General features: G+C 64.9%; 22 protein-coding genes. 14 read left to right on the top strand and 8 right to left on the bottom strand.

The genetic code is table 11. The features are described from left to right. The 3 genes from A9513_RS16190 (at nt 1) to A9513_RS16180 (ending at nt 2,433) form a co-directional block, all read left to right on the top strand. Nucleotides 1-618: a glutathione S-transferase gene (locus A9513_RS16190; RefSeq protein ID WP_065085070.1), complete on the top strand. Its 618-nt coding sequence runs from the start codon at nt 1-3 to the stop codon at nt 616-618. 106 nt (nt 619-724) lie between these two features. Beyond that, complete coding sequence (locus A9513_RS16185) at nt 725-1,657, top strand: ABC transporter ATP-binding protein (RefSeq protein ID WP_065085069.1); 933 nt, start codon at nt 725-727, stop codon at nt 1,655-1,657. Next, the gene (locus A9513_RS16180; protein ID WP_024763878.1) at nt 1,654-2,433 is read left to right on the top strand and encodes an ABC transporter permease; all 780 of its coding nucleotides are present in this window, start codon (nt 1,654-1,656) and stop codon (nt 2,431-2,433) included. Before A9513_RS16185 ends, A9513_RS16180 begins: the two co-directional genes overlap by 4 nt. A 203-nt stretch (nt 2,434-2,636) precedes the next feature. Here the strand turns inward: A9513_RS16180 and A9513_RS16175 are convergent, their stop codons facing one another. Both A9513_RS16175 and A9513_RS16170 read right to left on the bottom strand, forming a co-directional pair. Then, nucleotides 2,637-3,953, bottom strand: a complete 1,317-nt coding sequence (locus A9513_RS16175) for a heavy metal sensor histidine kinase (RefSeq protein WP_065085068.1) — start codon at nt 3,951-3,953, stop codon at nt 2,637-2,639. Next, nucleotides 3,950-4,630: a heavy metal response regulator transcription factor gene (locus A9513_RS16170; RefSeq protein ID WP_024763880.1), complete on the bottom strand. Its 681-nt coding sequence runs from the start codon at nt 4,628-4,630 to the stop codon at nt 3,950-3,952. The genes A9513_RS16175 and A9513_RS16170 overlap by 4 nt, the downstream gene beginning before the upstream one ends. 126 nt (nt 4,631-4,756) lie before the next feature. Here A9513_RS16170 and A9513_RS36545 point away from each other — a divergent pair, with 126 nt between their 5' ends. The 5 genes from A9513_RS36545 to queF all read left to right on the top strand — a co-directional run bounded on the left by A9513_RS36545 (nt 4,757) and on the right by queF (nt 9,053). Continuing rightward, nucleotides 4,757-4,888: a co-regulatory protein PtrA N-terminal domain-containing protein gene (locus A9513_RS36545; RefSeq protein WP_255302866.1), complete on the top strand. Its 132-nt coding sequence runs from the start codon at nt 4,757-4,759 to the stop codon at nt 4,886-4,888. Between the two features lie 171 nt (nt 4,889-5,059). Beyond that, a complete protein-coding gene (locus A9513_RS16165; RefSeq protein WP_024763881.1) occupies nt 5,060-5,602 on the top strand; it encodes a plastocyanin/azurin family copper-binding protein in 543 nt (180 codons plus the stop codon). A gap of 10 nt (nt 5,603-5,612) precedes the next feature. Beyond that, nucleotides 5,613-7,292: a copper resistance system multicopper oxidase gene (locus A9513_RS16160; RefSeq protein ID WP_065085067.1), complete on the top strand. Its 1,680-nt coding sequence runs from the start codon at nt 5,613-5,615 to the stop codon at nt 7,290-7,292. Nucleotides 7,293-7,301: 9 nt separating this feature from the next. Next, nucleotides 7,302-8,009: a copper resistance protein B gene (locus A9513_RS16155; protein ID WP_065085066.1), complete on the top strand. Its 708-nt coding sequence runs from the start codon at nt 7,302-7,304 to the stop codon at nt 8,007-8,009. A gap of 213 nt (nt 8,010-8,222) precedes the next feature. Beyond that, nucleotides 8,223-9,053 carry an NADPH-dependent 7-cyano-7-deazaguanine reductase QueF gene (queF, locus tag A9513_RS16150; RefSeq protein WP_065085065.1) on the top strand — a complete coding sequence of 277 codons (831 nt, stop codon included), beginning with the start codon at nt 8,223-8,225 and terminating at the stop codon, nt 9,051-9,053. A 70-nt stretch (nt 9,054-9,123) separates the two neighbouring features. On the opposite strand, the gene A9513_RS16145 is transcribed toward queF, so the two are convergent. From A9513_RS16145 to A9513_RS16135, 3 genes are all read right to left on the bottom strand, one after another. Next, entirely contained in the window at nt 9,124-9,387 is a 264-nt protein-coding gene (locus A9513_RS16145; protein ID WP_024763885.1) for a DUF4404 family protein, read from the bottom strand. Between the two features lie 78 nt (nt 9,388-9,465). Beyond that, nucleotides 9,466-10,047 carry a phosphonate degradation HD-domain oxygenase gene (locus A9513_RS16140; RefSeq protein WP_024763886.1) on the bottom strand — a complete coding sequence of 194 codons (582 nt, stop codon included), beginning with the start codon at nt 10,045-10,047 and terminating at the stop codon, nt 9,466-9,468. Further along, entirely contained in the window at nt 10,044-10,787 is a 744-nt protein-coding gene (locus A9513_RS16135) for a phosphatase (protein WP_065085064.1), read from the bottom strand. Before A9513_RS16135 ends, A9513_RS16140 begins: the two co-directional genes overlap by 4 nt. A gap of 112 nt (nt 10,788-10,899) precedes the next feature. On the opposite strand from A9513_RS16135, the gene A9513_RS16130 reads away from it, so the two are divergent. The 4 genes from A9513_RS16130 (at nt 10,900) to rssC (ending at nt 14,334) form a co-directional block, all read left to right on the top strand. Beyond that, nucleotides 10,900-11,616: a UTRA domain-containing protein gene (locus A9513_RS16130; RefSeq protein ID WP_065085063.1), complete on the top strand. Its 717-nt coding sequence runs from the start codon at nt 10,900-10,902 to the stop codon at nt 11,614-11,616. A 168-nt stretch (nt 11,617-11,784) separates the two neighbouring features. After that, nucleotides 11,785-12,489: a VacJ family lipoprotein gene (locus A9513_RS16125; protein WP_024763889.1), complete on the top strand. Its 705-nt coding sequence runs from the start codon at nt 11,785-11,787 to the stop codon at nt 12,487-12,489. Nucleotides 12,490-12,670: 181 nt separating this feature from the next. Next, nucleotides 12,671-13,855 carry a two-component system response regulator RssB gene (rssB, locus tag A9513_RS16120; RefSeq protein WP_024763890.1) on the top strand — a complete coding sequence of 395 codons (1,185 nt, stop codon included), beginning with the start codon at nt 12,671-12,673 and terminating at the stop codon, nt 13,853-13,855. After that, a complete protein-coding gene (rssC, locus tag A9513_RS16115) occupies nt 13,852-14,334 on the top strand; it encodes an anti-sigma factor antagonist RssC (protein WP_017517513.1) in 483 nt (160 codons plus the stop codon). Before rssB ends, rssC begins: the two co-directional genes overlap by 4 nt. 65 nt (nt 14,335-14,399) lie before the next feature. Here rssC and tal read toward each other — a convergent pair whose 3' ends face one another. Further along, complete coding sequence (gene tal / locus A9513_RS16110; RefSeq protein WP_024763891.1) at nt 14,400-15,320, bottom strand: transaldolase; 921 nt, start codon at nt 15,318-15,320, stop codon at nt 14,400-14,402. Nucleotides 15,321-15,382: 62 nt separating this feature from the next. Continuing rightward, nucleotides 15,383-16,387, bottom strand: a complete 1,005-nt coding sequence (gene dusA, locus A9513_RS16105) for a tRNA dihydrouridine(20/20a) synthase DusA (RefSeq protein ID WP_065085062.1) — start codon at nt 16,385-16,387, stop codon at nt 15,383-15,385. A gap of 179 nt (nt 16,388-16,566) precedes the next feature. Here dusA and A9513_RS16100 point away from each other — a divergent pair, with 179 nt between their 5' ends. Together A9513_RS16100 and A9513_RS16095 are read left to right on the top strand one after the other, a co-directional pair. Beyond that, nucleotides 16,567-16,908 carry a hypothetical protein gene (locus A9513_RS16100; protein ID WP_065085061.1) on the top strand — a complete coding sequence of 114 codons (342 nt, stop codon included), beginning with the start codon at nt 16,567-16,569 and terminating at the stop codon, nt 16,906-16,908. 148 nt (nt 16,909-17,056) lie between these two features. Next, nucleotides 17,057-18,616, top strand: coding sequence for a methyl-accepting chemotaxis protein (locus tag A9513_RS16095; RefSeq protein ID WP_024763894.1), 1,560 nt, complete (start codon nt 17,057-17,059; stop codon nt 18,614-18,616). Nucleotides 18,617-18,723: 107 nt separating this feature from the next. On the opposite strand, the gene A9513_RS16090 is transcribed toward A9513_RS16095, so the two are convergent. Beyond that, complete coding sequence (locus A9513_RS16090) at nt 18,724-20,070, bottom strand: nucleobase:cation symporter-2 family protein (RefSeq protein ID WP_024763895.1); 1,347 nt, start codon at nt 20,068-20,070, stop codon at nt 18,724-18,726. Nucleotides 20,071-20,350: the final 280 nt, after the last annotated feature.

Raw genomic sequence — 20,350 nt, 5'->3', positions numbered from 1 at the left:
ATGCTGAAGATCTGGGGCCGGAAGAATTCCTCCAACGTGCGCAAGGTGCTCTGGTGCGCGGAGGAGGCGGGTCTGGCCTATGAGCGGATCGACGCCGGCGGCGCGTTCGGTGTGGTCAATGACGCGCCTTATCGTGCCCTGAACCCCAATGGCGTGGTGCCGACCCTGGAGGATGAGGGCTTCGTCCTCTGGGAGTCCAACACCATCGTCCGCTACCTCGCCGCGCGCTACGCCCCGGACCTGTACCCGCAGGACCTGCAGCAGCGCGCCAGCGCCGAGAAGTGGATGGACTGGACCACCTCGTCCCTGGCCGCGCCGTTCCGCACCGTATTCTGGGGGACCGTGCGCACCCCGCCGGAACAGCGCGACCCGGCTGCCATCCAGGCTGCCCTCGATATCTGCGCGGGTCTGTTGGCAATTCCCGAGGCGGTGCTGGCAAAGCAGTCATACCTGTCTGGCGAACAGTTCGGTATCGGCGATATTCCTCTGGGCTGCTTCATCTATGCTTGGTTCGAAATGCCCATCGAGCGCCCGGCGCAGCCGCATCTCAAGGCCTGGTACGAGCGCCTGAAGGCACGCCCGGCCTACCGTGACGCCGTGATGACCGAACTGACCTGAGTCCCTGCGCGTGCCCCGAAGGTTGCAATCCTCGCGGCGTGCCCTTATCAAGCAGGCCTTTTTCCAGAGACGTGCGTCTTTCCACCGACTTGCAACGGGAAAACCCATGAGTTCCGCGCTGTCCATCCGTCAACTGACGAAGACCTACGGCAACGGCTTCCAGGCCCTCAAGGGCATCGATCTGGACGTCGCCGAGGGCGATTTCTTTGCCTTGCTGGGCCCCAATGGCGCCGGCAAATCCACCACCATTGGCATCCTCTCCACCCTGGTGAACAAGACCAGCGGCACGGTCAATGTGTTCGGCCATGACCTGGACAAGGATCCCTACGGCTTGAAGCGCTGCCTGGGCGTGGTGCCCCAGGAATTCAACTTCAACCAGTTCGAGAAGGTGTTCGACATCGTCGTCACCCAGGCCGGCTACTACGGCATCCCGATGAGCGTGGCCAAGGGGCGCGCCGAGAAGTACCTGACCCAGCTGGGCCTGTGGGACAAGCGCAACTCCGCCTCCCGCGAGCTCTCCGGTGGCATGAAGCGCCGCCTGATGATCGCCCGCGCGCTGGTCCACGAGCCGCGCCTGCTGATCCTCGACGAACCCACCGCCGGCGTGGACATCGAACTGCGCCGCTCGATGTGGAACTTCCTTACCGAGCTCAACGGCGAAGGCATCAGCATCATCCTCACCACGCACTACCTGGAAGAGGCCGAGCAGCTGTGCCGCAACATCGCGATCATCGACCACGGCACCATCGTGGAGAACACCAGCATGCGCAAGCTGTTGAACAAGCTGCATGTGGAGACTTTCTACCTCGACCTGCAGGGCACGCTCAGCGAGACGCCCAAGCTCGACGGCTATCCGGCGCGGCTGGTGGATGACCACACCCTGGAAGTGCAGGTGGACAAATCCCTGGGGATCAACGGTCTGTTCGTCCAGCTCAATGCCCAGGGCGTGCAGATCCTGAGCCTGCGCAACAAGAGCAACCGGCTGGAGGAGCTGTTCGTGTCGCTGGTGGAGAAGAATCTGTCGAAGGTGGCGGTATGAGTCACGAACTGCGCGCCAACTGGGTCGCCCTCAACACCATCGTCTACCGCGAAGTCCGCCGCTTCCTGCGCATCTGGCCGCAGACCCTGCTGCCGCCGGCGATCACCATGGTTCTGTACTTCGTCATCTTCGGCAACCTGATCGGCCGGCAGATCGGCGATATGGGCGGCTTTACCTACATGCAGTACATCGTGCCCGGCCTGATCATGATGTCGGTGATCACCAACTCGTACGGCAACGTGGTGTCCAGCTTCTTCGGCAGCAAGTTCCAGCGCAACATCGAGGAGTTGCTGGTGTCGCCGGTGTCGCCGCACACCATCCTCCTCGGCTTCGTCTGCGGTGGTGTTCTGCGCGGATTGGCGGTGGGCGTGATCGTCACCATTCTGTCGCTGTTCTTCACCGACCTGCAGATCCACCACCTGGGCATCACCGTTCTGGTGGTGGTGCTGACGGCGGCGATCTTCTCCATGGGTGGCTTCGTCAACGCGGTATTCGCCCGTAATTTCGACGATATCTCGATTATCCCGACCTTCGTGCTGACGCCGCTGACCTACCTGGGTGGGGTGTTCTACTCGATCACGCTGCTGCCGCCGTTCTGGCAGACCGTGTCGCTGGCGAACCCGATCCTGCACATGGTCAATGCCTTCCGCTATGGCATTCTCGGGGTGTCGGACATCCGCATCGGCACCGCGGTGATCTTCATGCTGGTGGCTACCGTGCTGCTCTACGTGTTCTGCGTGCGCCTGCTGGTGAGCGGGCGTGGGATGCGCCAGTGAGTGACGCATTGCGCTGATGCCAAAAGGCCCCGGTTGGGGCCTTTTAGTTTTTTGGGCCAGCTGGAACTTCGCTGCATTGGTTTGCCCTCACCCCAGCCCTCTCCCGGAGGGAGAGGGAGCCGCGCGTGCCGGCTGATGCCTTGGTTTCCGCCTATTCCGTACAGTCCCCTCTCCCTCTGGGAGAGGGTTAGGGTGAGGGGCTCTTAAGCGGGAAACTCGATAACGAACCGCGTCCACCCACCAGCCGACTCGCAACGAATCTCCCCGCCATGGGCGCGGATGATGGAGCGACAGATCGCCAACCCCAGTCCGGCGTGCTCGCCCTGGCCCTCGCGGCGGGCCGGGTCGGCGCGGTAGAAACGGTCGAACAGGCGCGGCAGGCGCGCGGCGGGAATCTCCCGGCCGGGGTTTTCCACGCTCAGGCGGCCCGGCTCCAGGCGTACGCGAATCTGCCCGCCGTCCGGGGTGAAGCGCAGGGCGTTGTCCAGCAGGTTGGCCAGTACTCTGCGCAGCAAGGCACGGTCGCCTTGTACCGACAGCTCGCCGTCGCGCTCCAGGCGAATGGATTTTTCCTCGGCCAGCGGTCCGTAGAACTCCAGCAGTTCGTCCACTTCGGCGGCCAGAGCCAGAACCTGGCGGTTCGGCGCGAGCAGGCCGTGGTCGGCCTTGGCCAGGAACAGCATGTCATTGACCATCGCGGTGAGCCGTTCCAGCTCCTCCAGGTTGCCGTGCAGCGCTTCGCGGTAATCCTCCAGACCGCGCGAGCGTGAGAGCACTACCTGGGTCTGGGTCAGCAGCCCGGTCAGGGGCGTGCGCAGCTCGTGGGCGATGTCGGCGGAGAAGGCCGACAGGCGCTGGAAGGCTTCTTCCAGGCGCGCCAGCATCGCGTTCAGTTCGCCGGCCAGGCCGCGCAGCTCCTGCGGCATCTGCCCGGCGTCGAGGCGGGTCGTCAGCGAGTGCGCGCTGACCTGGGCCGCCACTTCGCTCATGCGCCGCAAGGGGCGCAGGCTGGCGCGGGCCGCCCAGGCGCCAAGCAGCGCGGTGGCCAGGGCGGAGAAACCCATGGTCATCCAGATCAGGCGCTGCATGCGCTGCAGGAAGTGCTGGTGGTGGGTGATGTCGAGGATCAGGGTGAGTTGCGCACCCTGCGGATTCCCGGCATCCAGCGGCGCTTGCAGTTCGCGGTAGGCGGGGGCTTCGTCGCTGGCCATGTTCATGGCGGGCAGTTGCCAGAACCAGCGTTGGCCGTCAGGGCCCTGCAGGCGCAGGCCGAGGTCGGGATGGCGCTCCAGTTCGCGGCGCAGTTCGGCGTCGTGGGGGGCGAGTTGTTCAGCACTGCCGACACCATTCAGTACGTCGCGGAAGATCGCCAGCTTGCCGTTCAGCAACTGCTGGTCCAGTTCGATGAAGTGTGCCTCGCTGGCGCGGCTGAAAATGAGGCCGGCCAGCAACGACACGGCGGCGGTGCAGGCGGCGAACAGCAGGCTCAGGCGCAGGCCGAGGGAGAGGCGGGCACTCATGCTTCGCGCTCTTCCAGCACGTAACCCATGCCGCGCACGGTGTGGATCAGGCGCTGCGGGAAGTCGTCGTCGACCTTGGCGCGCAGGCGGCGGATGGCGACCTCGATGACGTTGGTGTCGCTGTCGAAATTCATGTCCCACACCTGGGAGGCGATCAGCGACTTGGGCAGCACCTCGCCGCTACGGCGCAGCAGCAATTCCAGCAGGGCGAACTCCTTGGCGGTCAGGTCGATGCGCTTGCCGGCGCGCTGTACGCGGCGGCGCAGCAGGTCAAGCTCCAGGTCGGCCAGTTGCAGGGTGGTTTCCTGAATCTGCTGGCCGCCGCGGCGCAGCAGGGTGCGGACGCGGGCGAGCAGTTCGACGAAGGCGAAGGGTTTCACCAGGTAATCGTCGGCACCCAGTTCCAGGCCGCGCACGCGGTCTTCCACGGCGTCGCGGGCGGTGAGGAACAGCACCGGCACCGCGCTGCCGGCCTGGCGCACCGCCTGGAGGATCTGCCAGCCGTCGCGGCCGGGCAGCATCACGTCGAGGATCAGCAGGTCGTGCTCGGCGGCCAGGGCCAGTTGCAGCCCCTCGTCGCCATCGGCGGTCAGGTCGACGGCGAAGCCGGCCTCGCTCAGGCCCTGTTGCAGGTACTGGCCGATGCGGGGTTCGTCTTCGACGATGAGGAGTTTCATCCGGGTATCCATTCAGGCGCTCGGGGCGCGGCTGTCCTCAAGGTAATGGGGCGGTCAGCGAACTGACAGTGTCGGTATCGCAGACTGGCAGCGCATTTATTTTCAAGCGTCATTGAGGAGGCTGCCATGCACCTGATCATCTCCACGCTGTTTGCCGTGCTGTTGTTCCCCGTCACGCCAGCCTGGGCTGACGGAGGAGGGGGCATCACCTTCCAGCGCATGCAGGAACAGGCCGCCAAGGCGCGCCAGGTCTGCTGATTTCGCTTCATCGTGCTGCCCCTTGCCCGCCCTTCGGCGGGCTTTTTTCGCCCTCTTTATACTCGGTATCGGGCAAGCGAGCGCCAAGCTGACAGAGTTGTAATCTTCCCGACAGGTAACCCTCAGCCGCCGACAGCGACCATGGCCACCATTCCAGAAAGGAGATTCGCCATGTCCCTGCGTCATCTGCTCCAAGCTTCCGCCCTCGGCCTCGCCGCCGCTTTCAGCCTGCCGGCCCTGGCCGATACCGGGCACACCTACGACTTCGGCAAGCCGGCCCAGGCCGCCCAGGCCACCCGCACCGTGGAGATCAAGCTGGGCGAGATGTTCTTCGAGCCGGAGAGCATCGACGTGAAGCCGGGCGAGACCGTGCGCTTCGTCATCCACAACACGGGCAGCCTGCTGCACGAATTCAACCTGGGAAGCGCCGCCATGCACGCCGGCCACCAGAAGGAAATGCAGCAGATGATGGATACCGGGATGCTCACGCCTACCGGCATGCAGCACGACATGAGCCAGATGGACCACAGCAAGATGGGCCATGGCGACATGCCGATGATGAAGCACGACGATCCCAACAGCGTGCTGGTGGAGCCGGGCAAAAGCGCCGAACTGACCTGGACCTTCAGCAAGGCCACCAGCCTGGAGTTCGCCTGCAACATTCCGGGGCATTACCAGGCTGGCATGGTCGGCAAACTGACCGTCAAGCCTTGAGCGCGCCAAGATGATTCGCGCAAGGGATTGGGCTCTGGGGGCGCTGCTGCTGGCACCGTTGGCGGTGCAGGCGGGCGTGTATGACCTGACGATTGGCGAGGGCGAGTTGAAACTGTCCGATGGCGCACGCAAGGCGCTCACGGTGAACGGCCGGACGCCCGCGCCGGAGTTGCGCTTCAAGGAGGGCGAGGACGTCGAATTGCGCGTCACCAACACCCTCGACCGCGACACCTCGCTGCACTGGCACGGGCTGATCCTGCCCTACACCCAGGATGGCGTGCCGGGCATCAGCTTTCCGGGTATCAAGCCCGGCGAGACCTTCACCTACCGCTTCACCGTGAAGCAGTCCGGCACCTACTGGTACCACGCCCACAGCGACTTCCAGGAAATCGAGGGCCTCTATGGCCCACTGGTGATCGAACCGAAGTCGCGCGAGCCCTACCGCTATGACCGCGAGTACACCTTGCTGCTCGCGGACTGGCACGACACGAAGCCGGAAACCGTGTTCGCCAACCTGAAGAAGCAGAGCGACTACTACAACCATAACCAGCGAACCCTGGGGGATTTCATCGCCGACTCCAGTGCGAATGGTTTTCTGGCGACCCTGCGCGACCGCCTGAGCTGGGGCGGCATGCGCATGACACCGACGGACATCGCCGACATCGCCGGCTTCCGCTTCCTGGTCAATGGTCAGGACAGCGAACAGAACTGGACCGGCCGGTTCAAGCCTGGCGAGCGAGTGCGCCTGCGCCTCATCAACGGCTCGGGCATGAGCTATTTCGACTTGCGCATTCCCGGCCTGAAGATGACTGTGGTGCAGGCCGACGGCAACGACGTGCAGCCGGTGACGGTGGACGAACTGCGTATCGCCGTGGCCGAAACCTATGACGTGATTGTCCAGCCGCAGGAAGACCGCGCCTACACCTTCTTCGCCGAAGCGATGGACCGCAGCGGATACGCCCGTGCCACCCTGACGCCGCGCGAGGGGCTGGTCGCCGAGGTGCCGGTTCTGCGCGAGCGGCCGTTGCTGACCATGGCCGATATGGGCATGAGCCACGGAGGCATGGATCACGGCAGCATGGCGATGGGACATCCGGAAGGTTCGGACATGGCCGGCATGGATCACTCCAAAATGGCCGGCATGGATCATTCGCAGATGGCTGGGATGGATCATTCGACCATGGGCGCCGCGGCGCCGAAGTCCGACTACGCCCCCGGCAGCGGTCTGACCCCGCAACCGGCCGAGCCGGGCAATCGCCTGCTGGTCTACGCGGACCTGAAAGCCATGCGTCCCTACGCCGACTACCGTGCGCCGGATCGCACCATCGAGTTTCGCCTGACCGGCAACATGGAGCGCTACTTCTGGTCCATCGACGGCAAGAAGTACTCCGAGGCGGAGCCGATCCGCCTGACCTACGGCGAGCGCGTGCGCATCCGCTTCGTCAACGACACCATGATGACCCACCCCATGCACCTGCACGGCATGTGGATGCAGCTGGACAAGGGCAATGGCCGCTTCAACCCGCTCAAGCATGTGGTCAGCGTGGCGCCGGGCAGCACCCTGGACGTCGACGTACCGGCCGACGCGCTGGGCGAGTGGGCCTTCCACTGCCACCTGATCTACCACATGGCCGCCGGCATGATGCGCAAGGTCATCGTCGAGCCGGCACCCGCCAGCGCCAGTCTCTGAGGACCCGCCATGAAACGCATTGCAACGGTGGCCTGCGCGGCGACCCTGGGCCTGGCCTTGCCCGCAGAAAGTGCCGAGATGGACGACATGCCGATGGGCTCGCTGCTGATCCAGCGCCTGGAAAGCCGCTTCCACGGCAACGACCAGACATTGGGCTGGGAAGCCCAGGGCTGGTACGGCACCGATTACCAGAAGCTCCGTCTGAAGCTGGAAGGCGAGCGCGATGCCGGCGGCCCGACCATCGACAATGAGGTGCAACTGCTCTACCAGCGAATGGTCGCGGATTTCTGGGACTGGCAGGTGGGTGTGCGCCATGACGACCAGCCGGGACCGTCACGTACTTACGCCGTGCTGGGTATCCAGGGCCTGGCACCGCAGTGGTTCGAGGTGGACGCCAACTTGTTTCTCAGCGAGCGCGGCGATCCATCCCTGCGCCTGGAGACCGAGTATGAGCTGCTGCTGACCCAGCGGCTGATCCTCGAGCCATCGCTGGAATACAACCTGGCGCTGGCCGATGACCGGGATATCGGCGTGGGCGCGGGCGGCAGCGAACTGGAGGCGGGTTTGCGCCTGCGCTACGAAATCCGTCGCGAGTTCGCCCCTTATTTCGGCTATGTCTGGAGCAAGACCTATGGCCGCAGCGGCGACATCGCCCGCGCCGAAGGCGAGGATGACGAGGAGGGCTACTGGGTCGCGGGCGTGCGGATGTGGTTCTGAGGGTAGGTTGCTCTTCATAGAAGCGAGCTTGCTCGCGAACGGATTTCCCGGCGGCGTTATCGCCATGACGGTTCGCGAGCAAGCTCGCTCCTGCAGGGCGGGTGTCGCGGCGAAGGGCCCGGTTCGTCCGCCGGCTGCTGAAAGGCGAGGCGGATTTGTATACACTCGCCGCCTCGCGCCACCGCCCGCAACGTCGATCCAGCAGGTCCTCACATGCAGCATCCCGCCGAACACTCGCCCCTGGGCAAATCCAGCGAATACGTCTCCACCTACGCGCCGGAGCTGCTCTTCCCGATCTCGCGCACCACCAAGTGGGCGGAGCTGGGCCTGACTGCGGACACCCTGCCGTACCAGGGCGTGGATCTGTGGAACTGCTACGAGCTGTCCTGGCTGACCGCATCGGGCAAGCCGGTGGTGGCCATCGGCGAGTTCTCGATCCCGGCGCAGTCGCCTAACATCATCGAGTCCAAGTCCTTCAAGCTCTACCTCAACTCGCTGAACCAGACCGCCTTCGACAGCGCCGAAGCCGTGCGTGCGGTGATGGAGCGCGACTTGTCTGCCGCCGCTGGCGCGCCGGTCGGTGTGCGCGTACGCAGCCTGGACGAAGTGGCAGGCGAGGGCGTTGCCGTCATCGAAGGCACCTGTGTCGATGATCTGGACGTTGCGGTGGAGAGCTACGACCACCCGCGCCCGGAACTGCTGAGCTGCGATGACACTCGACGCGTCGACGAAGTGCTCTACAGCCACCTGCTCAAATCCAACTGCCCGGTCACCGGCCAGCCGGACTGGGGCACCCTGGTGGTCGAGTACGCCGGCCCGGCGCTGGATGCCGCAAGCCTGCTGGCCTACGTCGTCTCGTTCCGCCAGCACCAGGACTTCCACGAACAGTGCGTCGAGCGCATCTACCTCGACCTGCAGCGCCTGCTGCAGCCGACTCGCCTGACCGTCTATGCACGTTACGTGCGCCGTGGTGGGCTGGACATCAACCCGTACCGCAGCAGCGAAGCCGTGCAGCCGGACAATCGCCGGCTGGTGCGTCAGTAGTTGCTGGCGCGCCTGTCAATCGCGGATACAAAAAACCCGGCCTTGGCCGGGTTTTTCATGTCTGGGAGCTTCAGATGCCCATGTTCGCCAGGCTCTGCACGATGGAGCGGAGCGTGCCGGCCAAGGTCGGATGGCTTGCCTCGAAGCGCTCGACGGCCAGGTTGACGTTGTCCATCAGGGTCTCGTCGGCCAGCGCCTCTTCGTTGGCCAGCTGCAATTCGATGTCCTTGATCAGGGCTTGCAGCGATTCGCGCTCCTCCGCGTTCAGCGGCGGCTGGCGCTCCAGCTGGTCGCGCAGGGCCTGAAGTTCTTCCTGGAGGCGTTGTGTCGGCATGGTGGTGTCCTTCTGCGGTACGTACCCAAAGATGGACCTCGCCCGACGGGGAAAAGGTCCATCGCCATGCCTTTGAGCTTAACTCGCCGCGCGCACCCTTGCCTGATGCCGATCAACGCGCAGGAGACGTTCGAGCAGCGGGAAGAAGTGCTCCAGCTCCGGCGTGCGCATGGCCGGGTCCTTGCCCAGGTCGTCCAGGCGGCGCAGCGTCAGCGCGTCCTGGGAGAAGGGCGCGTTGAGAAAGGCGCTGGAGCCGCGTTCATCGAACGGCCCGCCCTGCAGCGCCAGGCTCTGCCGCGAGGCCGTGGACAGGCCGGCGTGGTAGGCCGGGTCCACCGCGCAGAGGTAGCGCTTGGCGGCTACGTGCAGGCGAATCGGCTGCCAGACGGCTTCGGGCAACAGCTCGCGCAGCAGGTTGGCGCCGAACTCCTCGTGCCGCTGGTCCTGTTCATCGATCAGTTGCGGATCTTCATAGAGGTGGCCGATGTCGTGGAGCAGGGCGGCGATCACCAGGCTGTCGGAACAGCCGGCGCGCTCGGCCAGGGTGGCGCACTGCAACGCGTGCTCGGCCTGGCTGACGGCCTCACCGTAAGGTTCGGCGCCGTGGCTGGCGAAGCGCTCGGCCAGCTCGTCGAGAAAGCGGTGGCGTTCGTGCTTCATGGTTTTTCTCCTTTCAGGCGGCGGCCGGCGATGTCCTGCAGGCAGGAGTCCAGCTCGCCCAGGTGATCGATGACCGAGTGCACACCGAGCCGGTACAGGCCCAGCGTGGCCTGTGCGCGCAGGCGGTCGCGGTCGAGGTTGCCCAGGGCGTCCCAGTCTCCCGGCGCCTGGCCGCACAGTGGGCCGCTGGCGGCCAGGCCGATGGTCCACAGGCCGGCGTTCAGGCCTGCCTGGAGCAGGCGCGGCTGGCCGCTGACCAGCACGCAGCCGTCCAGTAATGGCGTGCCAAGCTGCATCAGTGCCTGCCAGCAGGAGTCTGGCGCCGGCCACTGGCGGCCGGCAATATCCAGGCCGGTGGCAAGGTGTTCGTCCAGCGCGGCAGCAAGATGCAGCGTGGTGGCCCTGGGTAGCTCATCCAGCCAGCCGCAGGGAATACCGCGCCGGTGCAGTGACTGCAAGGCATCCAGCGCGCCGGGCGTCACCTCGGCGTGGGCCTGGGCGGCTTCGTCCAGGGCCGACTGGAACAAGTCGCACTCGGGGGCGTCGGCATCGTGGCCCAGGGCCAGATCCAGCGCCTGCTGCGGGGGCAGGGCGAGGGCGGAGGTCAGGCGCTCCGGCGGACAATCGGGGCAACTACGTTGCAGGGCAACCGGCAGCGTCCTTGCGCCGAAGTCCACCAGATCACCGGACAGTCCGAACAGCAGGGTGGTGAAGCGCGGAAGGTCGGCAGTCGCAGGCATGGTGGGCTTTTCTGATAATTGGTCTAGGCCAGACTAGCGAGCCATTGTGACGGTCCGATGAAGTCCCCCTGCTGCCCGTTATAATCGCCGCGCCTTTTTGTGGAAGACACCCATGCCGGTCGAACCCATGCCCCATTACCTGCGCATTCGCGACCAGTTGGCGCAGGACATCGCCAACGACACCCTCACCGAGCGCCTGCCCGCCGAGCGCGAGCTGGCCGAACGCTTCGGCTGCACCCGCGTAACCCTGCGTGAGGCGCTGCAACAGCTGGAAACAGAAGGCGTGCTCTACCGCGAGAATCGCCGCGGCTGGTTCGTCTCACCGCCGCGCATCCGCTACAACCCGACCCGCACCACGGGCTTCATGGATTACGTCCAGGCCCAGGGGCGGGTGCCGCGTACCGAAGTGCTGGCGGCTGAACGCCGTACCGCCGGGCCCGCTATCGCTCGACGCATGGGGCTGGATGAAGGGGCCGAGGTGTTTTATATCCTGCGCCGACGCTGGGTCGACGAACGCCCGGTAATGCTGGAGGAAATCACCCTGGATGCCAGTTGGTGCCCCGGGTTGCTCGACCATGGTCTGGACACCTCGCTGACCCGCGTACTGCGCGAGGAGCTGGGACTCAGCCTGTCACGTTCCGAGCTGGCCATGCATTCCACGGCGCTGGTGGCTGCGCGGGCGACACCGCTGCAACTGACGCCGGGCGCGCCAGGACTGCACGTGGAGCGCGCAAGCTTTGTCGACGGTGGCCGGATGGTGGAGTGGGACCAGGAGTTCTGGCGTTCCGATGCACTGGAAATTGTCATCGACGCACGGTATCCGGACTGAAGTGGCACTATGCTTTCTGTTGAAGGCAAGCGAAACGGCAGAGCGTGATCCAAATCGAAATCCTGCGAGATCGGTTCGGGTCCGCAAAACCCTTCGGCCTCTATATAATCTGCCCGCACAGCGGGGCCGCCATGGCTGGCCCGAAAGACATTCACTGGAGAACTCCCGATGCGCCCACTAGGCGTCCAATGGACGAAACGCTGCTTCAGCCTGCTCGCCGCCGCCGGTCTGGCCACGATCCCGTTCCTGGCACAGGCCGCCAGCGAAGACGACCCGTGGGAAAGCGTCAACCGCCCGATCTTCACCTTCAACGACACACTGGACACCTACGCCCTCAAGCCGTTGGCCCAGGGCTACCAGTACGTCACACCGAACGTCGTGCAAGACGGCGTGCACAACTTCTTCGGCAACATCGGTGACGTGCGCAACCTGGTCAACGACCTGCTGCAACTGAAGTTCCGCGATGCCGGCGTCGACACCAGCCGCCTGCTGTTCAACACTACCTTCGGCCTGGCCGGCTTCATCGACGTCGCGACCCACATGGGCCTGCGCCGCAACGACGAAGACTTCGGCCAGACCCTCGGCCATTACGGCGTGGGCAGCGGCCCTTACGTGATGCTGCCGCTGCTGGGCCCCAGCACCCTGCGCGATGCGCCCTCGCTGATCCCGGATGCCTACACCGGCCCGTATCCCTACATCGACAATGTATCGGTGCGTAACAGCCTGCGCGGCGTCAACGTGGTCGATACCCGCGCCGACCTGCTCAAGTCCGAGAAGCTGATCAGCGGCGACAAATACACCTTCATCCGCAACGCCTACCTGCAGAACCGCGAGTTCAAGGTCAAGGACGGCGAGGTCGAAGACGACTTCTGATCCGCCTTGCCCGCAGCCCGCTCCTGTGCTCCAGCCCGCGCCGTTCGTGGCGCGGGCTGCGGCTGCTTGAACCCTTGAGCGGATGGGAGTACTGTCTGCGCCTTGTCGCGACCGACCCGCGCCGCTGTTCCCTAGAATGAGCGCCAAACCACAACCCCGGCGCCGTTTGCCTGGATGACCCATGCACAAAGCCAGTGCCTCGCTGCTGATTATCGATGACGACGACGTCGTCCGCGAAAGCCTCGCCGCCTACCTGGAAGACAGCGGATTCAAGGTCACACAGGCCACCAACGGCCTGGAAGGCCTGAAGGTCTTCGAACACCAACTCCCCGACCTGGTGATCTGCGATCTGCGCATGCCGCAGATGGACGGCCTCGAGCTGATCCGTCGCGTCAGCGAGATGGCGGTGGAAACCCCGGTGATCGTGCTGTCCGGTGCCGGTGTGATGAGCGATGCCGTCGAAGCCCTGCGCCTGGGTGCCGCCGACTACCTGATCAAGCCGCTGGAAGACCTTGCCGTCCTGGAACATTCGGTACGCCGTGCCCTGGACCGCGCCTTCCTGCGCTCGGAAAACCGCCGCTATCGCGAAAAGCTGGAAACCGCCAACCGCGAACTGCAGGCCAGCCTGAACCTGCTCCAGGAAGACCAGAACGCCGGTCGCCAGGTGCAGATGAACATGCTGCCGGAAACGCCCTGGGAGTCCGAAGGACTGGCGTTTTCCCACCAGATCATCCCGTCGCTGTACCTGTCGGGTGACTTTGTCGATTACTTCCGTGTCGACGCCCGCCGCATCGGCTTCTATCTCGCCGACGTTTCGGGGCACGGCGCCTCGTCCGCCTTCGTCACCGTGCTGCTGAAGTTCATGACCACGCGGCTGCTGTACGAGTCCAAGCGCAACGACATGCTGCCGGAATTCAAGCCGTCGGACGTCCTCGGCCACATCAACCGCGGGCTGATCAACTGCAACCTGGGCAAGCACGTGACCATGCTCGGCGGCGTGATCGACCTGGATACCGACCGCCTGACCTACAGCATCGGCGGGCACCTGCCGTTGCCTGTGCTCTATGTCGACGGCGAAGCCCGTTACCTGGAAGGCAGAGGCCTGCCGGTTGGGCTGTTCGACGAAGCGACTTACGAGGATCATGTCCTCGATCTTCCCAAATCCTTCAGTCTTTCCCTGTTCTCGGACGGCATTCTCGATGTCCTTCCGGGAGCTACGCTGAAAGAAAAGGAGACGGCACTGCCCGAGCAGGTCGTCGCCGCCGGCGGAACCCTGGATGGCCTGCGTCAAGTCTTCGGACTGGCCAAGTTGTCCGAGATGCCGGATGATATTGCCTTGCTGGTGTTGAGCAGGAACCTTGCATGAGTACCGGTAAAATCCAGTTCGCCGAGCAGGATGGCTCATTCGTCCTGAAGTTCGTGGGCGAAGTCCGACTGACCTTGTGTTCGGCGCTGGATGCCACCATTGAAAAAATCTTCGCCGCGTTGAATTTCTCGGCGATCATCATCGATCTCACGGAAACCCAGAGCATCGACAGCACCACGCTGGGCCTCCTGGCGAAGTTGTCGATTCTCTCGCGGCAGAAGGTCGGACTGTTGCCCACGCTGGTCACCACCAACGCGGACATCACCCGGTTGCTGCAGTCGATGGGCTTCGATCAGGTGTTCAACATCGTCGATCGCCCGATTCCGTGCTCGGATTGCCTGACCGATCTGCCTCCCCAGGACCAGTCTGAGGAGGTGGTGCGCGGTAAGGTGCTCGAGGCCCACCGTATCCTGATGGGCCTGAACGAGACCAACCGCGAGGCCTTCCACGATCTGGTGAGCGCGCTCGAGCGCCACTGATTCGATGAGCTGAAATGCAAACCGGCGCCCTGGGGCGCCGGTTTGCATTTGCTCGTCCGCAGTTTTCAGCGGTTGGCGAGCAGCGCCTCGAGCTTTTCCTGGTCGCGGGCGAACAGGCGGATGCCTTCGGCCAGCTTCTCGGTGCCCATGGCGTCTTCGTTCATTTGCCAGCGGAAGGTGCTCTCGTCCAGAACCTGGCGCGCCTCGCCACCACCGGGCTGCAGCGCGCGCGGCAGCTCGCCCTGGGCATCAGCCAATTGCTGCAGCAGGTCCGGGCTTATAGTCAGGCGGTCGCAGCCGGCGAGCTGCTCGATCTGGCCGAGGTTGCGGAAGCTGGCGCCCATCACTACGGTGTCGTAGCCGTTGGCCTTGTAGTAGCGATAGATGCGCGAAACGGACTGCACGCCTGGATCTTCCGCGCCGACGTAGTCGCGGTTATTGGCCTTCTTGTACCAGTCGTAGATGCGCCCGACGAAGGGCGAGATCAGGAACACACCGGCGTCGGCACAGGCGGCGGCCTGGGCGAAGGAGAACAGCAGGGTGAGGTTGGTCTGGATGCCCTCGCGCTCCAGTTGCTCGGCAGCGCGGATGCCTTCCCAGGTGGAGGCGATCTTGATCAGCACGCGGTCGCGGCCGATGCCTTGCTGGTCATACAGGTCGATCAGGCGATGGGCGCGCTGCAGCGTGGCTTCGGTATCGAAGGACAGGCGGGCGTCAACCTCGGTGGAGATGCGCCCCGGAATCACGCCCAGTATGTCCTTGCCCACGGCGACGGCGAAGCGATCACAGGCGAGGCCGGCGTCACCCTGCGCGCCTTCGGTGGCGCGTGCCAGGTGCTCGGCGTAGCGGGGCAGGGCGGCAGCCTTCAGCAGCAGCGACGGATTGGTGGTGGCATCCACCGGCTTCAGGCGGGCAATGGCGTCGAAATCGCCGGTATCGGCGACAACCGTGGTGTATTGCTTGAGTTGTTCCAGCTTGGAGGTCATGGCGCGTCTTCCGTAGAGAGTGCATCGACCTTACCCGAGGCCGATGCGCCACTCAACGGGACTCAGTGACCGGCGAGAAGTTCTCCCGCCTGATCAAGCAACCCCAGCGAATCCTTGGTCTTGTGAACGTCCACCGAGAGCAGTTGGCGGAAGCGCCGTGCGCCAGGGAATCCCTGCGCCAGGCCAAGGACGTGGCGGGTCACATGGTGCATTGCGCCGCCTTCGGCAATGTGCCGCTCGATGTACGGGCGCATTCGCGCCAGGGCTTGCGCGCGGGTGATGGCCGGCTCCGACGAGCCATACAGCGCGGCGTCCACCTGGGCCAGCAGGTAGGGGTTGTGGTAAGCCTCGCGGCCGAGCATCACGCCATCGAACACCTGCAGGTGCTCGCGGCATTCTTCCAGGGTCTTGATGCCGCCGTTGAGGACGATTTCCAGTTCCGAGAAGTCGCGCTTGAGCTGCGCGGCGATGTCGTAGCGCAGCGGTGGGATTTCGCGGTTTTCCTTGGGCGACAGGCCTTCGAGGATGGCGATGCGCGCGTGCACGGTGAAGCTGCGGCAGCCGGCGTCGCGCACCTGGCCGACGAAGTCGCAGAGTTCCTCATAGCTGTCGCGGCCGTTGATGCCGATGCGGTGCTTGACCGTTACCGGGATCGATACCGCATCGCGCATGGCCTTCACGCACTCCGCCACCAGCGCCGGGTGGCCCATCAGGCAGGCGCCGATCATGTTGTTCTGCACGCGGTCGCTGGGGCAGCCGACGTTCAGGTTCACTTCGTCGTAGCCAGCTGCTTCGGCCATCTTCGCCGCCGCCGCCAGGTCCGCCGGATTGCTGCCGCCCAGTTGCAGGGCCAGCGGGTGCTCGCACTCGTCGTGACGCAGGAAGCGCGCGGCATCGCCGTGCAGGATGGCGCCGGTGGTGACCATCTCCGTGTAGAGCAAGGCATGGCTGGAGAGCTGGCGCAGGAAGAACCGACAGTGGCGGTCGGTCCAGTCCATCATCGGCGCCACGCTGAAGCGGCGGGAAGGCTCGGGGCGGGTAGTGGCGGTCGGAGCGGCAGTGGTCATCGGTGCTTCGTATCTGGCTTCGCTTGGGGCGCGAAATCGTTCGCACCGCGGAAAGGGCGGAGATTTTACCGGGGTTGCCCGCTCCGCGCACGGAAACCGGCGGGCGGTCTGTCTTGGCCTAGCGGTCAGCATCGACGCAGCTGCTACCCTCTGGGTTCCTGACAGAAGGATCTCATTCGATGAAACGCCTATTGCTGATGCTCCCGCTGATCCTGCTGGCGGCCTGTTCCTCGCCGGGCAAGCTGAAGGAGGAGGCGCCAGGGTTGCGGATGGAAAGCGCCAAGTCGCCCTCGGTCTATATGACCTGCCTGTTGCCGAAATGGCAGGCAATTCGCTCGGCGTCGGCGGTGAAGGAAATCCGCTTTGGCTACCGGCTGCTGATGCCGGCCACAGCGAGCGATAGCCCCGAGGCGTTGCTGGAGGCTACGGCAGCGGACAAGGGAAGTGATGTGGTGCTCTATCGCCGCCATTCGCCGAGTCCGGACGATGCGATCAACCTGGCGGCGCGCAGCTGCCTGTAGCGACTCAAGCAGCGCCTCGTCTACCACTAAGGAACGATAGCCGCCGCGTGAAGCAGGCGGCCTAATGGCTCTGACAAGAATAATCGGGCTTCCCGGCAGCGTGCCTGCGCTGTGCAGCGGTAGGGCCCGCCAGAAGAGAGCTGCCGCCATGGATATCGCGCGCCCGCGTATCGTCCTCATCCTTACCCTGCAGACGTGCGGCCTGGTGCTGCTGTTCATCGCCCAGGCGCTGGGCGGCTGGCCGTTGTCGTTGTGCCTGCTGCTGGCCGCGGTGCTGCTCTGGGGGCCATGGTTCGTTCCCGAGCGGGCGGCCCCGGCCGGTGCGCTGGCGGTATTGCCGGACGTCGCGGAGCTGACCCGCGAGCTGTCCCAGGGCACCAGTCGCAATGCGCTGTCCGCCGCCGGGGTGTCCTTCTCGGTGCAGCGCCTGGTGGAGAAGCTGGAGTCCCAGGTGGTGGCGGCCGAGCAGATCGTCGGCAGCGCCGAGGTGATGATCCATACCGAGCGGGCTACGTCGAATCTGGCCCGCCAGGCGAAGGAGGCAGCCACGCTCGCCCGCGCCGGCAGCGATGCCGGGCGCAGCGAGTTGCACGCCGCTATCGATTGCATGCGCCAGCTGAGCCAGCGCGCCAGTGCCAGCCGCGTGCTGATCGAGACGCTGAATGCGCGCAGCGAGGACATCCAGCGCGTGACCCAGGTGATCCAGTCCATCGCCAGCCAGACCAACCTGCTCGCGCTCAATGCCGCCATCGAGGCGGCTCGCGCGGGCGAGCATGGGCGCGGCTTTGCGGTGGTCGCCGAAGAGGTGCGCGGCCTGGCTGGACGCACCGCCGAGGCTACCGACGAAGTCGGGCAGATGATCGAGGATATCCAGCGCCAGACCGGCGAGGTGGTGGAGCAGATTCGCCAGCTCACCGATGACCTGGGCCTGGGCGTCAGCCAGGTGGAAAGTACTGGCCGGCAGTTGCAGGACATCGCCGGGCTGGCCGCCACGGTGGAGACCCAGATCACCGAGATTGCCGAAGGCGCGGAGATCAACCGTAACCAGCTGGACAGCCTGTTCGCCGCCGTCGAGCAGGTGCGCGGCGACCTGCGCGCCAGCGACGAGCAGACGCACCGGTTGGCGGACGCGGCGGTGCAGTTGGAAACCCAGGCGGAGATGATCAGCGAGCGCCTGGCTGAGGTGGCGCTGGACGACTATCACCAGCGCGTCTATGACCTTGCCCGCGCCGGTGCGCAGGCCATCGGTGCGCGTTTCGAGGCGGATATCGACACGGGGCGCATCGGCCCGGAGGATCTGTTCGACCGCGACTACCAGCCGATGCCGGGCACTCGGCCGCAGAAATTCCGTACGCGTTTCGACCGTTACACCGATGAGGTGCTGCCGCGCATCCAGGAAGACCTGCTGCAACGCCATGAAGGGCTGGTGTTCGCCATCGCCTGTACCGCCGAGGGTTACGTGCCGACGCACAACCAGGCGTTCAGCCATCCGCCCAGCGGCGACCTGCAGGTGGACATGCTGAAGAGCCGCAGCAAGCGCCTGTTCAACGACCGCACCGGGGTGCGCTGCGGCAGCCACAACCAGCCCATGCTGCTACAGACCTACTGCCGCGATACCGGCGAGCTGATGCACGACCTCTCGGTGCCGATCTACGTGCGTGGGCGCCAGTGGGGCGGCCTGCGCCTGGGCTACCGGCCGGAAGCCTGAGGCTCCAGGGGCTAGCCCGTTCCTACTAAGAATCGCAGGCGAAAAAAAGCCGCGAAGGAGTTGGACGCGGCTTGGGTGCGGGCGCCCGGGGCGCCCGCAAAAGGGTTTCAGTGATGCCCGCAGAGGGCGTCGCGGCCTTGTTCGCCGAGTATGTTGAAGAGGATGTTCAGCACCACGGCCCAGATCGCGGTCATCGCGATGCCGCTATGGGTGATCGGCTCCATCCATTGGGGCAACGCGGCGAAGAAGTCCGGGCGTACCACCGGCACCATTCCCATCCCGATGCTCACCGCCACCAGCAACTGGTTGCGGCGATCGACGATGTCCGCCTCATGAAGGATGCGGATGCCGCTGGCAGCGACCATGCCGAACATGGCGATGCCGGCGCCGCCCAGGACGGCGGGCGGAATCGAGGCGACCAGGAAGGCGGCCTTGGGCAGCAGCGACAGGGCGATCAGGAACAGCGCGGCGGCGGCGGTGACGTAGCGGCTGCGCACGCCGGTCATCTGCACCAGGCCGATGTTCTGGGCGAACGAGGAGTGGGTGAAGGTATTCATGAAGCCGGCGACGAACGACGCGCTGGCATCGCACAACAGGCCACGGCGCAGGCGGTTGGGGCAGATTTCGGTCTCGGTGATCTTGCCCAGGGCGAGGAACATGCCGGTGGACTCGACGAAGATGATCACCACCACCAGGCACATCGACAGCACCGGAGCCAGGTGGAATTCCGGGGCACCGAAATGCAGCGGCGTGACGATGTCGAACCACGGGCGCTGCTCGATGCCGTCCAGGCTGACCATGCCCATGCTGGCGCCGATGATGTAGCCCAGCAGCATGCCGATCAGCACCGAGACGTTGACCCAGAAGCCCTTCAGGAAGCGGTTGATCAGCAGGATCACTGCCAGCACGAAGGAGGACAGGGCGAGGTATTCGATGGCGCCGAAGTTGGCGGCTGCCTTGCCGCCGCCGGCCCAGTTGATCGCCACCGGGAACAGGCACATGCCGATGGAGGTGATCACGGTGCCGGTTACCAGCGGCGGGAAGAAGCGCACGATGCGGCTCATGAACGGCGCGATGAGCATGCCGAAGAAGCCGGCGGCGATGGTCGCGCCGAAGATGCCGGTCATGCCCACACCGGGCATCCCGGCCATGGCGACCATGCTGCCCACGGCGGCGAAACTGGCGCCCATCATCACCGGCATGCGGATGCCCACCGGGCCGATGCCGAGCGATTGCACGAGCGTGGCGATGCCGGCGACCAGCAGGTCGGCGTTGATCAGGAAGGCGATTTCTTCACGGGAGAGACCGGCGGCCTGGCCGACGATCAGTGGTACGGCGACGGCGCCGCCATACATCAGGAGAACGTGCTGGAAGCCGACCAGCAGCAGCTGCAGCAAGGGCAAACGCTGGTCGACGGGCGAGCCGGTAGGGGAGCGCTCAGTTACCACGGACATGCAACACCTCGGTTTTTATTGTTGTCAGTCGCTGGTTGCCGGACGGGCACGACAACCGGGAAGTACTGGCCGATCTCACCCCCGGGGCCGAGCGGGTGAAGCGGTGCGGGACTTTATAAACGCGATGTGTATTACGTTCAATCGATTTTTGTATACAACTCGTCGGTCATGTTTTGTCTCTGCAGTGCTGGATGGCTCTAGGTCGCGTGTTTCCTGGTTTCAGCAATTCTGTAGCCATTGGTCGAGTGGACTACATTTTTTGTTTCAAGGGGGGCAGCGG

The sequence above is a fragment of the Pseudomonas sp. AU12215 genome, from assembly GCF_001675465.2.
Classification (GTDB): Bacteria; Pseudomonadota; Gammaproteobacteria; order Pseudomonadales; family Pseudomonadaceae; genus Pseudomonas; species Pseudomonas nitroreducens.
This window is presented reverse-complemented; position numbering and strand designations above follow the sequence as displayed.

Coding starts and splice junctions, on each gene's coding strand:
- A9513_RS16140 (WP_024763886.1), bottom strand. CDS start 10,047: ATGAAGCACGAACGCCACCGCTTTCTCGACGAGCTGGCCGAGCGCTTC.
- A9513_RS16185 (WP_065085069.1), top strand. CDS start 725: ATGAGTTCCGCGCTGTCCATCCGTCAACTGACGAAGACCTACGGCAAC.
- tal (WP_024763891.1), bottom strand. CDS start 15,320: ATGACCTCCAAGCTGGAACAACTCAAGCAATACACCACGGTTGTCGCC.
- A9513_RS16090 (WP_024763895.1), bottom strand. CDS start 20,070: ATGTCCGTGGTAACTGAGCGCTCCCCTACCGGCTCGCCCGTCGACCAG.
- A9513_RS16165 (WP_024763881.1), top strand. CDS start 5,060: ATGTCCCTGCGTCATCTGCTCCAAGCTTCCGCCCTCGGCCTCGCCGCC.
- A9513_RS16170 (WP_024763880.1), bottom strand. CDS start 4,630: ATGAAACTCCTCATCGTCGAAGACGAACCCCGCATCGGCCAGTACCTG.
- A9513_RS16135 (WP_065085064.1), bottom strand. CDS start 10,787: ATGCCTGCGACTGCCGACCTTCCGCGCTTCACCACCCTGCTGTTCGGA.
- A9513_RS16125 (WP_024763889.1), top strand. CDS start 11,785: ATGCGCCCACTAGGCGTCCAATGGACGAAACGCTGCTTCAGCCTGCTC.
- rssB (WP_024763890.1), top strand. CDS start 12,671: ATGCACAAAGCCAGTGCCTCGCTGCTGATTATCGATGACGACGACGTC.
- A9513_RS16155 (WP_065085066.1), top strand. CDS start 7,302: ATGAAACGCATTGCAACGGTGGCCTGCGCGGCGACCCTGGGCCTGGCC.
- A9513_RS36545 (WP_255302866.1), top strand. CDS start 4,757: ATGCACCTGATCATCTCCACGCTGTTTGCCGTGCTGTTGTTCCCCGTC.
- dusA (WP_065085062.1), bottom strand. CDS start 16,387: ATGACCACTGCCGCTCCGACCGCCACTACCCGCCCCGAGCCTTCCCGC.
- A9513_RS16095 (WP_024763894.1), top strand. CDS start 17,057: ATGGATATCGCGCGCCCGCGTATCGTCCTCATCCTTACCCTGCAGACG.
- A9513_RS16180 (WP_024763878.1), top strand. CDS start 1,654: ATGAGTCACGAACTGCGCGCCAACTGGGTCGCCCTCAACACCATCGTC.
- A9513_RS16160 (WP_065085067.1), top strand. CDS start 5,613: ATGATTCGCGCAAGGGATTGGGCTCTGGGGGCGCTGCTGCTGGCACCG.
- A9513_RS16145 (WP_024763885.1), bottom strand. CDS start 9,387: ATGCCGACACAACGCCTCCAGGAAGAACTTCAGGCCCTGCGCGACCAG.
- A9513_RS16100 (WP_065085061.1), top strand. CDS start 16,567: ATGAAACGCCTATTGCTGATGCTCCCGCTGATCCTGCTGGCGGCCTGT.
- rssC (WP_017517513.1), top strand. CDS start 13,852: ATGAGTACCGGTAAAATCCAGTTCGCCGAGCAGGATGGCTCATTCGTC.
- A9513_RS16175 (WP_065085068.1), bottom strand. CDS start 3,953: ATGAGTGCCCGCCTCTCCCTCGGCCTGCGCCTGAGCCTGCTGTTCGCC.
- A9513_RS16190 (WP_065085070.1), top strand. CDS start 1: ATGCTGAAGATCTGGGGCCGGAAGAATTCCTCCAACGTGCGCAAGGTG.
- A9513_RS16130 (WP_065085063.1), top strand. CDS start 10,900: ATGCCGGTCGAACCCATGCCCCATTACCTGCGCATTCGCGACCAGTTG.
- queF (WP_065085065.1), top strand. CDS start 8,223: ATGCAGCATCCCGCCGAACACTCGCCCCTGGGCAAATCCAGCGAATAC.